The sequence below is a fragment of the Stenotrophomonas sp. HITSZ_GD genome, from assembly GCF_029543105.1.
In the GTDB taxonomy this organism is placed as follows: Bacteria; Pseudomonadota; Gammaproteobacteria; order Xanthomonadales; family Xanthomonadaceae; genus Stenotrophomonas_A.
The window spans coordinates 1-12,719 of sequence record NZ_JARQXB010000005.1 but is presented as its reverse complement, the minus strand read 5'-3'; the positions used below and the strand labels follow the sequence as shown (position 1 = coordinate 12,719).

The following is a 12,719-nucleotide window of genomic DNA, read 5'->3' as shown; positions in this document are numbered from 1 at the left end:
GCTCAGCGCGGCGTCGCGTGCAGCGCGCGCATGCGCCACATCAACCCCACGCCCTGGGTGAGCGAGTACAGCACCAGGGCAGCGGCAATGGCCAAGGTGAGCGGGCTTGCCTGCTGCGTCGTCTGGCCGAAGCCGGACGAGAACGCGCCCTGGCTCCACCGCCATGCCAGGCGCCCGATCAGCAGCACGCCAAGCACACCGCCGATCCATGGATTGGGCGTGTAGCTGGCGACGCCGTTGTCCAGCTCGATGCGCGTGTGATGCAGCGCGAACAGGCCCAGCGCCACGCCGGCGACCGCACCGCCGGCCATGCCCCACGCCACGTGCGGCACCACGCAGGCCAGCAGCACCAGCATGGCCGTCACGATCACCAGCAGCACCACGCGCGCGAGGGTGCGCTTGGGTTGCCAGGGTTGTCGCCCGAAGTAGCGGCGCATGCGCCGGTAGTACAGCAGCCCCATGCCGGCGGCGGTGAGGTAGGGCATCAACGGCGACAACGTCTGCGCAGGCATGCGGCAATCCCCCTGGATGGAAAGCCGGATCGTAACCGCAAGTACACGCGCCGTTAATGGCGCCCTCACCCGTCCTGCCGCCGCATTTAACGGCCCGCGTCCTAAGTTGCGCCTACGCCAAGAGGAAGCCATCCCATGAACGTGACCTACCAGATTCCCGGCCGCGCGCCGGAAGAGAACGACCGCGATGCCGTCTCGCGCTACTGGCGCGAGCAGTTCGCCGAGGAACCCTATTACGCCGAGGGCGAGCACTTCGAGGACTACGAGCCGGCCTACCTCGCAGGCCACGAGGCGCGGGTGCGCAATTTCGAACAGGCCTACGAGCAGGTGGAAGCCGAGTTGCGCCAGCGTTGGGAAACCGACCGCGGCAGCGACAGCCTCGCCTGGAGCAAGGCGCGCCACGCGGTGCGCCGCGCCTGGGAGCGTGCCGGCGACTGGGGCCGTGGCCCGGCTTGACCCGCTCGCACCTTGCGCGGGTGAGAGGTTAAGGTGCGAGACCACGATCCAAGGAGTTTGACCATGTCCTTCCATCGTCCCGCCCGTGCCTTGTGGGCCAGCGCCATCGCCTTGGCGCTGGCCGCGCCGCTGCCCGCCCTGGCCACCGATGCGCCCGCCGCGATCGCGCGCGCGCAGTGGCCGTTCACCGCCACCGAAGTGGCCCGCTTCGACGAGCCGTGGGCCATGGCATTCCTGCCTGACGGCACGCTGCTGGTGAGCGAGAAGGCGGGCAAGTTGCAGCGCCTGGATCCCCGCAGCGGCCGCAAGGGCGCCGTTTCCGGCGTGCCGGAGGTGGCCTACGGGGGCCAGGGTGGGTTGGGCGACGTGCTGCCGCATCCGGATTTCGCCCGCAACGGCTGGGTGTATCTGAGCTACGCCGAGCCCGGCGAAGGCGATACGCGCGGCGGCGCGGTCGGGCGGGCGAAGTTGGCCCTGGACGAGAAGGGCGGCGGGACGTTGTCCGACTTCAAGGTGATCTGGCGCCAGGTGCCGAAGGTGAGCGGCAAGGGCCATTACGGCCATCGCCTCGCCTTTGGTCCGGACGGCAAGCTGTGGATCACTTCCAGCGAACGCCAGAAGTTCGATCCGGCGCAGGACATGCGCAGCAACCTGGGCAAGATCGTGCGGCTCAACGAGGACGGCAGCGTACCGGCCGACAACCCGTTCGCCCGCGAAGGCGGCGTGGCCGCACAGGTATGGTCGCTGGGCCATCGCAACGCGCTGGGCATCGCCTTCGACGCGCAGGGGCGGCTGTGGGAGCACGAAATGGGCCCGCAAGGCGGCGACGAGCTCAACCTGATCGAGCGCGGCGCCAACTACGGCTACCCGGTGGTCTCCAACGGCGACCACTACGACGGCAAGCCGATTCCCGATCACGACACCCGCCCGGAATTCGCCGCGCCCAAGATCACCTGGACGCCGGTGATCTCCCCGGCGGGTTTCATCATCTACAGCGGCACCCAGTTCCCCGCGTGGCGTGGCAACGGCTTCATCGGCGGGCTGTCGTCGCACGCGCTGGTGCGCGTGGCGTTCGAGGGCGAACAGGCGCGCGAGGTGGAGCGTTACGACATGGGCCAGCGCATCCGCGAGGTTGAACAAGGCCCGGACGGAGCGATCTGGTTGCTGGAGGACGGCAAGGACGCGGGCGCTGGCCGCCTGCTGCGGCTTTCTCCGCGCGCCTGAGCCTGACGCACCCACGAATCGGGGAGCCGACGCAACCGCCGGCCCTCGATTCGCTGGCTTGCGATCAGTTGCCCAACAGTTCGAATTGCACGGGCTCGCCAGCGGTGGCGTTCGCGCACACCCACACGTCGAACACGCCCGGCTCGGCGCCGAATTCGCCACGCGGATTGGTGAACGCCAGGGCGTGACGATCCAGCGTGAACACCACCTCCGCGCTCTCGCCCGGCGCCAGCGCGATCTTGCGGAAGTCCTTCAGCTCACGCACCGGCCGCACACGGCTGGCAACGCGGTCGTGCACGTACAGCTGCACCACTTCCTCGCCCGCCACCGCACCGGTGTTGCGCACCGTCGTGCGCAGGGTCAGCACGTCGTCCCAGCCCAGCACCGGCTTGTCCAGCCGCGGCAGGTCGTAGGCGAACGTGGTGTAGCTCAGGCCGAACCCGAACGGATACAGCGCCTCGTTGGGAATCTCTCGCCAGCGCGCCTTGAACTCCGACATCGTCGGCAGCTCCGGCCGCCCGGTGCGCGGGTGGTTGTAGAAATACGGCTGCTGCCCACTCACCTGCGGGAAACTCACCGGCAGGCGCGCGGAGGGGTTGTAGTCGCCGAACAGCACGTCGGCCACCGCGGTGCCGGTCTGCGTGCCGAGGAACCAGGTCACCAGCACGGCCTGCGCGTCGCGCACGGCGCCCTGCAGCGCCAGCGCGCGGCCGTTGCGCAGCAGCGCCACGACCGGCGTGCCGGTGGCGGCCACCGCCTCGGCCAGCGCCTGCTGCGCGGGCGGCACCACGATCTCGGTGCGCGATTGCGCCTCGCCGCTGTAGCGCTGCGGCTCGCCCAGCGCCAGCACCACCACGTCGGCGTCGCGCGCGGCGGCCACGGCCGCCTCGATACCGCCGTCCAGCGGCGCCTCGAGCTGGCAGCCGTCGACCACCACCAGCGATTCCGGGGCCGCCAGCGCCGCGCGCAGGCCCTGGTCCAACGCCACGTAGCGCGTCTTGTCGCCAAACAGCGTCCAGCAGCCTTCGATGTTGTCACGGTCGCGCGCGAACGGGCCGATCAGCGCGATCTTCTGGCCGTCCTTGCGCAGGGGCAGCACGCCACCCTCGTTGCGCAGCAGCACGATCGAACGCCGCGCGGCCTCGCGCGAGAGCGCATCGTGCGCGGCGAGATGGCGCGTATCGGCCTCTCGCGCGGCGTCCAGTGAGCGATACGGGTTGTCGAACAGGCCGATCGCTTCCTTCAACGCGAGGACGCGTTGCACGGCGGCATCCACCACGGCCATCGGCACCTCGCCGCTTTCGACCAAGTCGGGCAGGTGCGCGGCGTAGAAGCCGCTCTGCATGCTCAGGTCCAGGCCGGCGAGGAAGGCCTTCTTCGTCGCGTCGCGGTCGTCGGCGGCATAGCCGTGCGCGACCAGCTCCATGTCGGCGGTGTAGTCGGAGATCACCACGCCAGGGAACTTCCATTCGCCGCGCAGGATATCGGTGAGCAGTTCGTGGTTGGCGCTGGCCGGCACGCCGTTGATGTCGTTGAAGGACGACATCACCGTCAGCGCGCCGGCCTCGAAGGCGGCCTTGAACGGCGGCAGGTGCACGTCGCGCAGGGTCTGCGGGGCGAGTTCGACGTAGTTGTATTCCATGCCCGCGGCCACCGCGCCATACGCGGCGAAGTGCTTGGGCGTGGCGAGCAGGCTGTCGGCGGCCTTGAGGTCGTCGCCCTGGAAGCCGCGCACGCGCGCGGCGGCAAACGCGCAGCCCAGCACGACGTCCTCGCCGGCCCCTTCGGCGCCGCGGCCCCAACGCTGGTCGCGGGCGATGTCCACGGCCGGGGCGAAGGTCCAATGCAGGCCGGCGGCGGTGGCTTCCACGGCGGTCGCGCGGGCGGTGCGCTCGGCCAAGTCCGGCTCGAAGCTCGCCGCCTCGCCCAGCGGAATCGGGAACACGGTACGCATGCCGTGGATGACGTCCGCGGCCAGCAGCACCGGGATGCCGAGCCGGCTCTCCTCCACCGCGACCTGCTGGATCTGCCGGCCCAGTTCCGCGCCCACGCCATTGAACAGCGTGCCGACGCGGCCGGCGCGCACCTGCGCCAGCACTTCATCGGCGTTGGCCACGTTGGTTTCCGGGTTCACGTCCGGGGCAAACGGCCGGACCATGTCGGCGAAGACGCCCAGTTGTCCGACCTTCTCCTCGAGGGTCATGCGGGCGATCAGGGCGGAGATGCGGTCGGCTGCCATGGAGTCCTTGAGAAAACGTTTACATGGCCGCCCATCATAGCTTCCGCCGGGCCGCCCAGGGTGAAAAGGCGCATTTTCCATTCGCCGGCGAATCGAGGCAACGCCGCCGGGACGGGCCCGGCGGGGACAGGCTCACTCGCGGCCGCGCTCGATGATCACGCCCACCGCGCGGGCGCCGCGCACGGCCCCCGGCTTGCTGAGCTTGAGGCGCAGCCAGCGCACGTCGAACTCGTCCAGGACGATCTGCGCGCAGCGCTCGGCCAGGGTCTCGACCAGGCCGAAATCGGACTGGCCGACGAATTCCACCAGCCGCTTGCTGACGGCCTTGTAGTTCAGGGTGTCGGCGATGTCGTCGCTGGCGGCGGGGCGACGGTTGTCGAAGCCCATTTCCAGGTCGAAGCGCAGGGTCTGGCGGATCCGCCGCTCCCAGTCGTAGATGCCGATCAGGGCGTCGATCTCCAGCCCCTCGATAAAAACCTTATCCATGCGCCGGATGGGCTCCGTTTTCCTGTGCAAGCGGGGCCAGCGTGGCCATGTCCCAGCGGGGGGTGACGTGGACGGAAGCGTCGTCGTGCTGGCCCGCCTCCAGGCGCAGCGCACCGGCGAAGGCGATCATCGCGCCGTTGTCGGTGCACAGCGACGGACGCGGGAAGCACACCCGCCCGCCACGGCGGGCAGCCATCTCCTGCAGCTTGGCGCGCAGGCGGCGGTTGGCGCCTACGCCGCCGGCCACCACCAGCGTGTCGCAGCCGGCCGCGTCCAACGCGCGCTCGCACTTGATCGCCAGGGTATCGACCACCGCATCCTCGAAACCGCGCGCGATGTCGGCGCGGGTGGTCTCGCTCTGGTCGCTGTCGCGCCAGGCCAGCAGGACCTGGGTCTTCAGGCCGGAGAAGCTGAAATCCAGGCCGGGGCGGTCGGTCATCGGGCGGGCGAAGCGGAAGCGCCCGGGCGTGCCCTGCTCGGCCAGCTTGGCCAGTTGCGGGCCACCCGGGTACGGCAGGCCCATCAGCTTGGCGGTCTTGTCGAAGGCCTCACCGGCCGCGTCGTCCAGCGTCTCGCCCAGCAGGCGGTAGGCGCCGATGCGGTCCACCGCCACCAGCTGGGTATGCCCGCCGGAGACCAGCAAGGCCACGAACGGCGACTCGGGCGGGTCGTCTTCCATCAACGGCGCCAACAGGTGGCCTTCCATGTGGTGGACACCGATGGCCGGGACGTCCAGCGCCCAGGCGAGCGAGCGCGCCACGCCGGCGCCGACCAGCAGCGCACCGACCAGGCCCGGCCCTGCGGTATAGGCCACCCCGTCCAGTTCGGCCGGCGCCAGGCCGGCGTCGGCCAGGGTCTGCCGGACCAGCGGCAGCAGCTTGCGCACGTGGTCGCGGCTGGCCAGCTCGGGCACCACGCCGCCGTATTCGGCGTGCAGGGCGATCTGGCTGTAGACGTGGTGGGCGCGCAGGGCCTGGTCCGGCGCCAGGCCGGTGTCGTAGACGGCCACGCCGGTCTCGTCGCAGGACGATTCGATGCCAAGGACTTTCATGCCGCCCATTGTGGACCCGCCAGCGCCGGAGGCAAGCCCGGGGGCTTGCACGTCGTCGGCAAGCCGTTATAATGCGCGGCTCACCGGGACCTAACCCGGTCATCATAGTCCCGGAGATTCCATGCCCAGCGTCAAAGTCCGCGAGAACGAGCCCTTCGAGTTTGCGCTCCGCCGTTTCAAGCGCACCTGCGAGAAGGCCGGCGTGCTGGCCGAGACCCGCAAGCGCGAGTTCTACGAAAAGCCGACCCAGGAGCGCAAGCGCAAGGCCGCCGCTGCGGTGAAGCGCCAGCTGCGCCGTTCGTCGCGCGACGTCACCAAGCGTCAGCGCCTGTACTGATAGCGCTTTTCACCTGATCCGGGGGGCGTCCATGGCGCGACCCGGGTCGAGGGCCTGAAGCCGGCACGCGCGAGCGTCGCCGGCTTTTTGCTTTGGGCCCCGCCGAACGGACCTCCCCGGGGCGATCCCACCCATTCATCCAACACCAGGTGCTCCATGACCCTCAAGCAGCAGCTCACCGAAGACATGAAGGCCGCCATGAAGGGCGGCGACAAGCACAGCCTGGGCGTGATCCGGCTGATCAACGCGGCGATCAAGCAGCGGGAAGTCGACGAGCGCGTGGAGCTGGACGACACCGCCGTGGTCGCCGTGCTCGACAAGATGGTCAAGCAGCGCAAGGACTCGGTGACCCAGTACGAGGCCGCCAACCGCGAAGACCTCGCCTCGGTGGAGCGCGAGGAGATCGGGGTGATCGAGCGCTACCTGCCGGCCAAGATGGGCGAGGCGGACATCGTCGCCGCCATCCAGGCCGCCATCGCCGAAACCGGCGCCAAGGGCCCGGCCGACATGGGCAAGCTGATGGGCGTGCTCAAGCCCAAGCTCGCCGGCCAGGCCGACATGGGCCTGGTCTCCACGCTGGTGAAGCAGCAGCTCGCCGGCTGATCCGGCAAGCGGGCCGGACGATCGACGATCGCCCGGCCCCTCCCCGCCACGGCGCTCAGCGCGCCTGGCGGCAGTCCTTCATCTCGATGCCGGCGCCGGTGACGTTGGCCACCGTGCCTTCGAGCTTGGCGTAGTCCTGGCCCTTCAACGTGGTGAAGAACGCCTTCTGGTCCGGCGCCATCGTGCACTTGATCTGGAAGCGCCCCAGGTTCATGTCCGCGCCGTCGCGCACCTTGAACAGGCCACGGCTCTTGGTCACCAGGTAGGCCACGTCGTCGGTGCCGCTGTAGGGATTGTGCGAGACCGTGTAGAGCTGGCCGTCGACGCGGAACTTCTTGCCGATATAGCGTGCGTAGAACGGCAGCAACGCCTGGGCGACCTGCTCGCTCGACTCGCGGCTCGACGTGCCGCCCAGCATCAGGTCCTTGAACGACAGCGTGCCGGCGCCGGCCGAGGCGGTCTTCTTGGCCTCCTTCTCCAGCTTGTCCGACAGCTGCGTGGCGTCCACGTCCTCGTAGCGGTCCACGCCATCGGCCTCGCGCGCGGCCGCGGCGATCGCCTCGCCTTCCTTGCCGGCCTTGAGCTTGCCGAGGATGTCGCACAGGCCCTTGCGCGCGTCTTCTTCCTTCACGACCTGCCCGCGCGCCAGCTTCACGGTGATGGCGACGTTGCCGCCGTTCTCCGCGTTGGCCATGAACACCAGCGGCAGGCGCAGCCCGTTCTGCACGTAGAAGAATTCGCCGTTGCCCTTGGCGTCGTACAGCTCGCCGCCGGTCTCGAAACCTTCGTCCTTGGCGAAACGGCGAACCTGGCCCAGCGCGCTGCGCGGCGTGAGGCCGGCGACCGTCACCGTGGAAAGGAACGCCTGGCCGTTGCGCGGATCACCGATGGCCTTGAAATTGTCCTCGCACGCAGGCGCCGCCTGCGCCGTCCATGCCATTCCCAGGCACACGGCCGCCAACAGAGTTCTCTTCACGATCACATCTCCTTTGCGTTAATCAGCTCCGAAAGCCATCCGCCGCGGCCCGCGCACCTGCGCGACCGTCATTCCCCTCGGATGATCCCCGAGCCGATGATACCGCCCCGATATGGATCTTGACCCGCACCTGCGCAAATACATCGACCGCGTGCAGCACAGCCTGCCCATGGCCTTGCTCAACCGCTTCATCGAGATCGACGTGATGACGCAGGCGGCCTCGCTGTCCTTCTACGCCCTGCTGTCGCTGGCGCCGTTGCTGGTGCTGCTGCTGTGGCTGACCGCCTCGCTCTACCCGCCGGCGCAGGAAGCGCTGGTGGCGCAGGTCGGCCAGCTCATCGGCGGCAGCTCGGCCACCGTGGCGCAGACCGTGATCGACAACGCCACCGCGCAGCCGGGCATCGGCACGATGGCCGGCACCTGGAGCACGCTGCTGCTGTTCGTCGGCGCCACGGCGGTGTTCGCCCAGCTGCAGAACGCGCTCAACCTGATCTTCCATACCGACCGCCAGCGCCTGGCCGGCATTTTGGCGTGGCTGAAGAAGCGCGTGTTCTCCTTCGGCGTGGTCCTGGCGCTGGGCTTCCTGCTGCTGGTGTCGATGATCGCCACCACTGCGCTGCAGGTGGCCTTCGCGCGGCTGCCCTCGGTGCTGCCGGCGGTGGGCTACGTCACCACGCTGCTGGTCTACGTGCTGGCCTTCGCCTTCCTCTACCGCTACCTGCCGGACCGGCTGGTGTCGTGGCGGCAGGCCATCCTGGGCGGCATCATCACCGCCGCGCTGTTCGCGCTGGGGCGCTACGCCATCGGCCTGTACATCAGCGAGGCCGCGCCGGGCAGCGCATACGGGTCGATGGGCGCGCTGGTGGTGCTGCTGGTGTGGATGTATTACGCCAGCGTGGTGTTCTTCGTCGGCGCGTTGATCACCGCCGTGATCGACGAACGCACCCGGGCCCGCTACAAGCTTGACGCGGCGGGCATCGACCCGGCCAACGTCCCGCCGCCGCACCGCCCCGCCCCGGAAACCTGAAGCCCCGACGGCGCCTACGGCGCGACGCCCGTGGCATCCTATGCGGATGGCCCGCATTCCCGACGCTTTCATCGACGACCTGCTTGCCCGGACGGACATCGTCGAGGTGATCAGCGGGCGGGTGCCGCTCAAGCGCCAGGGCAAGGAATACTCGGCGCGCTGCCCGTTCCACGACGAGCGCTCGGCCTCGTTCACCGTCTCGCCGACCAAGCAGTTCTACCACTGCTTTGGCTGCGGCGCGCACGGCACGGCGATCAGCTTCCTGATGAACTACGACCGCCTCGAGTTCCTCGACGCGGTGGACGAGCTGGCCAAGCGCGCGGGCATGGAAGTGCCACGGGACACCCAGCAGCGCAATGCCGCCCAGCAGGACGACAGCCGCGACCTCTACGCCGCCCTCGACGCGGCCACGCGCTTCTTCCAGAAGCACTTGGAAGGCAGCGCCAAGGCGCGCGAGTACCTGGAAGGCCGTGGCGTGGATGCCGACACCCGCGCGCGCTTCTCCATTGGCTACGCGCCGGACGGCTACAGCGCGCTCAAGGATGCGCTGGGCACCGACGAGCGCCGCATGAAACTGCTCGACCGCGCCGGCCTGTTCTCCAAGAACGACCGCGGCCACGTCTACGACAAGTTCCGCGACCGGGTGATGTTCCCGATCTTCGACCGCCGCGGCCGTGTCATCGCCTTCGGCGGCCGCGTGATGGAGAAGGACGACGGCCCGAAGTACCTCAATTCGCCGGAGACCGCCCTGTTCCACAAGGGCCGCGAGCTGTACGGCCTGTGGCAGGTACGCCAGGCGCACCAGAAGATCGAGCGGCTGATCGTGGTGGAGGGCTACATGGACGTGGTGTCGCTGTTCCAGTTCGGCGTCACCCAGGCGGTGGCGACGCTGGGCACGGCGACCACGCCGGAACATGCCGAACTGCTGTTCCGCAACGCCCCGGACGTGTATTTCTGCTTCGACGGCGACAACGCGGGCCGCAAGGCCGGCTGGCGCGCGCTCGAATCGGTGCTGCCGCGCATGAAGGATGGCCGGCAGGCCTTCTTCCTTTTCCTGCCCGATGGCGAGGACCCGGACACCATCGTGCGCAAGGAAGGCGCCGAGGCGTTCGACGAGCGCCTGAAACAGGCCACGCCGCTATCGCAGTTCTTCTTCGACGAGATGTCGAAGGAAATCAACCTCAACACGCTCGACGGCCGCGCGCGGCTGGCCGAGCGCGCGCGGCCGATGCTCGCGCAAATTCCCGATGGCGCGTTCGGCGACCTGATGCGCCAGCAGCTGGCGCGGATGACCGGCGTGGGCGGCGGCAATGCCCACACGCCGGCGGTATCGCCGCCGCCGCGTCCAGTCACCCCGACCCACAAGCGCAGCCTGGTGCGCAGTGCCATCGCGATCCTGCTGCAGCAGCCCTCGCTCGCGGCCAGCATCGAGAACCACCATGACTTCGCCGGACTGCGCCTGCCCGGCGTGGACTTGCTGCTGGAGCTGATCGAACTGGTGCGCCAGCGCCCGGAGATCACCACCGGCGCGTTGCTCGAACACTATGCCGAGCGCGAGGAACAGGCGGCACTGCACAAGCTCGCCGCGCAGGAACTCCCGGGCGATGCGCAGATCTGGGCGCAGGAGCTGCATGATGTTGCCGTGCAGCTCGAACACCAGCTGGTGCGCCAGCGCATCGAGGAGCTGCAGGCCAAGCAGCGCGCGCAGGGCCTGGACGACACCGACAAATACGAAATGCGCGAGCTGCTCAAGGCCCGCGCCGCCTTCCGCTGAGGATTCACCATGCCGTTGCCGCGCCTGCTCTGCCTGCTGCTGCTGATGCTTCCGCTGCTGGCGCAGGCGGAGGGCCACGCGCCGCGCCTCGTGCACCCGGCGCTCTATGCGGGCGGCCAGCCCGATGAAGCCACGCTGCGTGCCCTCGCCGCGCAGGGCGTGACCACGGTGATCGACCTGCGAGGCGCGGAGGAACCGCGCGGCTATGCCGAGGCGGACACCGCGCGAGCGCTCGGCCTGCGGTACATCGCCTTGCCGGTGGCCGGCGCGCAGGACATCACACCGGCCAACGCGCAAGCACTTCAATCCGCGCTGGATACCGCGCAGGGCCCGGTGCTGCTGCATTGCGCCTCGGGCAACCGCGTCGGCGCGTTGCTCGCGCTCTCGGCGCATGCGCGCGGCGCCAGTGACGAAGAAGCCTTGGCCGAAGGTCGCGCCGCCGGGCTGGGCTCGCTGGAACCGACGGTACGCGCCCGGTTCCACGACGCGGCGCCTTGAGGCCAGCGCGGCAGTGTTCTTTCCCCCCACGTTCGCGGTATTCCGATGAAGTCATGGCTGGCGCGCCTGCGCCTGGATCCTTTCACCCTCGCCCTGCTGGGCACCATCACCCTGGCATCCCTGCTGCCCGTGCGCGGCGGCGCCGCCGCGGTGATGGACGACGCCACCGACCTGGCCATCGCGGCACTGTTCTTCCTGCATGGCGCACGTCTCTCGCGCGAAGCCGTGCGGGCCGGCGCGCTGCACTGGCGGTTGCACCTCACCATCCTCGCCTGCACGTTCGTGCTGTATCCGCTGCTGGGCCTGCTGACCAAGCCGGTGGCGCATACGCTGCTCACGCCGGAGTTGTTCATCGGCGTGCTGTTCCTGTGCGCGCTGCCCTCCACGGTGCAGTCCTCGATTGCGTTCACCTCGATGGCGGGCGGCAACGTGCCCGCGGCCGTGGTGAGCGCCTCGTTGTCGAGCTTGCTGGGCGTGTTCCTGACGCCGCTGCTGATGGGCGTGCTGGTGGGCGCGCAGGGCGGGATGGCGCATCCGTTCGAGGCGATCGGCAAGATCTTGCTGCAGCTGTTGGTGCCGTTCGTGGCCGGGCACCTGCTGCGGCCGTGGATCGGGGGCTGGGTGGAGCGGCGGCGCGCGATCCTGCGCTACACCGACCAGGGCACGATCCTGCTGGTGGTCTACACGGCCTTCAGCGCGGCGGTGAACGAGGGGCTCTGGCACAAGACGCCGGTGCCGGCGCTGCTGGCAGTGGCAGGGTTTGCGATTGCGCTGCTGGCGGTGGCGATGACCTTGATCACCTTCATCGCGCGGCGGCTGGGGTTTTCGCGCGAAGACGAGATTCCGATCGTGTTCTGCGGCTCCAAGAAGAGCTTGGCCACGGGTGTGCCGATGGCGAAGGTGATGTTCTCGGCGGGGAGCCTGGGGGCGATCGTGTTGCCGATCATGATCTATCACCAGATACAGCTGATCGTGTGTGCGGTGGTGGCGCAGCGGTATGCGCGGGACAGGGGGTTGCGCGGGGACGGGTGAGGTGGCTTTTCTGTCTGGGGTGTCGGGTTCTGGTGGATGGTCGGTTTGTGATTTTTTGGGGGCGCGGTCGTGCTGGGCGGTGGGCGTTGTTGCCTTGCGGTGCGGGCCCCGGCCTGCCGTATAGGGTCGTCACGGCTCAGCAGACATCCATGTCCGATTCGCCGCCGCGGGCCATCCATGGCCCGCTGACGCCCCTATACGGCAGGCCGGGGCTAGGCGCCTTGGTGTCCCCACTTCGTTAAGGCGCGCGGGGAGAGTGGGAGGGAAGAGCGAAGCAAAAGCCTGCTCTCCAACTTCCACGTCGCTCCCTCTTCAATTCTTGCGCTTGCTTTCCCGCATCGCGGCTGAAGCACGCCAGTCATTCGGCGCGCTGTGGGTACGCGGCCGTGGATGTTGCCGTCCGGTCATGGAGACCTGGAGGGTCTGCGGGGGCGGGGCCCTTTCGGGACCGTAGGCGACATGGATGTCGCCTACGAGCCTCCATGGATGGATTCACGGCGTGTC

The 12,719-nt window shown here is 69.1% G+C and carries 13 protein-coding genes; 8 read left to right on the top strand and 5 right to left on the bottom strand.

All coding sequences use genetic code 11. From position 1 onward, the window contains the following. Positions 1–2 precede the first annotated feature (2 nt). Entirely contained in the window at positions 3–512 is a 510-nt protein-coding gene (locus P6166_RS06800) for a hypothetical protein (protein ID WP_277763723.1), read from the bottom strand. A 135-nt stretch (positions 513–647) separates the two neighbouring features. Here P6166_RS06800 and P6166_RS06795 point away from each other — a divergent pair, with 135 nt between their 5' ends. Together P6166_RS06795 and P6166_RS06790 are read left to right on the top strand one after the other, a co-directional pair. Beyond that, a complete protein-coding gene (locus P6166_RS06795) occupies positions 648–968 on the top strand; it encodes a hypothetical protein (RefSeq protein ID WP_277763722.1) in 321 nt (106 codons plus the stop codon). A gap of 117 nt (positions 969–1,085) precedes the next feature. Then, the gene (locus P6166_RS06790) at positions 1,086–2,192 is read left to right on the top strand and encodes a PQQ-dependent sugar dehydrogenase (protein WP_277763899.1); all 1,107 of its coding nucleotides are present in this window, start codon (positions 1,086–1,088) and stop codon (positions 2,190–2,192) included. Between the two features lie 64 nt (positions 2,193–2,256). On the opposite strand, the gene P6166_RS06785 is transcribed toward P6166_RS06790, so the two are convergent. The 3 genes from P6166_RS06785 to tsaD form a co-directional block, all read right to left on the bottom strand. Further along, positions 2,257–4,431: a glycoside hydrolase family 3 N-terminal domain-containing protein gene (locus P6166_RS06785; RefSeq protein WP_277763721.1), complete on the bottom strand. Its 2,175-nt coding sequence runs from the start codon at positions 4,429–4,431 to the stop codon at positions 2,257–2,259. Between the two features lie 132 nt (positions 4,432–4,563). After that, positions 4,564–4,917: a dihydroneopterin aldolase gene (folB, locus tag P6166_RS06780; protein WP_277763720.1), complete on the bottom strand. Its 354-nt coding sequence runs from the start codon at positions 4,915–4,917 to the stop codon at positions 4,564–4,566. Beyond that, a complete protein-coding gene (tsaD, locus tag P6166_RS06775; protein WP_277763719.1) occupies positions 4,910–5,968 on the bottom strand; it encodes a tRNA (adenosine(37)-N6)-threonylcarbamoyltransferase complex transferase subunit TsaD in 1,059 nt (352 codons plus the stop codon). The genes folB and tsaD overlap by 8 nt, the downstream gene beginning before the upstream one ends. 121 nt (positions 5,969–6,089) lie before the next feature. Here tsaD and rpsU point away from each other — a divergent pair, with 121 nt between their 5' ends. Together rpsU and P6166_RS06765 are read left to right on the top strand one after the other, a co-directional pair. After that, positions 6,090–6,305, top strand: a complete 216-nt coding sequence (gene rpsU / locus P6166_RS06770) for a 30S ribosomal protein S21 (protein WP_002808376.1) — start codon at positions 6,090–6,092, stop codon at positions 6,303–6,305. A 156-nt stretch (positions 6,306–6,461) separates the two neighbouring features. Further along, positions 6,462–6,908, top strand: coding sequence for a GatB/YqeY domain-containing protein (locus P6166_RS06765; protein WP_277763718.1), 447 nt, complete (start codon positions 6,462–6,464; stop codon positions 6,906–6,908). Between the two features lie 55 nt (positions 6,909–6,963). Here P6166_RS06765 and P6166_RS06760 read toward each other — a convergent pair whose 3' ends face one another. Then, positions 6,964–7,884: a hypothetical protein gene (locus tag P6166_RS06760; RefSeq protein ID WP_277763717.1), complete on the bottom strand. Its 921-nt coding sequence runs from the start codon at positions 7,882–7,884 to the stop codon at positions 6,964–6,966. Positions 7,885–8,053: 169 nt separating this feature from the next. Between P6166_RS06760 and P6166_RS06755 the strand changes: the two genes are divergently transcribed. The 4 genes from P6166_RS06755 to P6166_RS06740 are packed head-to-tail and all read left to right on the top strand — an operon-like array spanning position 8,054 to position 12,215. Then, positions 8,054–8,911: a YihY/virulence factor BrkB family protein gene (locus P6166_RS06755; protein ID WP_345781864.1), complete on the top strand. Its 858-nt coding sequence runs from the start codon at positions 8,054–8,056 to the stop codon at positions 8,909–8,911. Positions 8,912–8,957: 46 nt separating this feature from the next. Next, on the top strand, positions 8,958–10,685 hold the full coding sequence (gene dnaG / locus P6166_RS06750) for a DNA primase (RefSeq protein WP_277763715.1): 1,728 nt from the start codon (positions 8,958–8,960) through the stop codon (positions 10,683–10,685). Between the two features lie 9 nt (positions 10,686–10,694). Beyond that, a complete protein-coding gene (locus tag P6166_RS06745) occupies positions 10,695–11,183 on the top strand; it encodes a sulfur transferase domain-containing protein (protein WP_277763714.1) in 489 nt (162 codons plus the stop codon). 45 nt (positions 11,184–11,228) lie between these two features. Continuing rightward, positions 11,229–12,215, top strand: a complete 987-nt coding sequence (locus tag P6166_RS06740) for a bile acid:sodium symporter family protein (RefSeq protein WP_277763713.1) — start codon at positions 11,229–11,231, stop codon at positions 12,213–12,215. Positions 12,216–12,719: the final 504 nt, after the last annotated feature.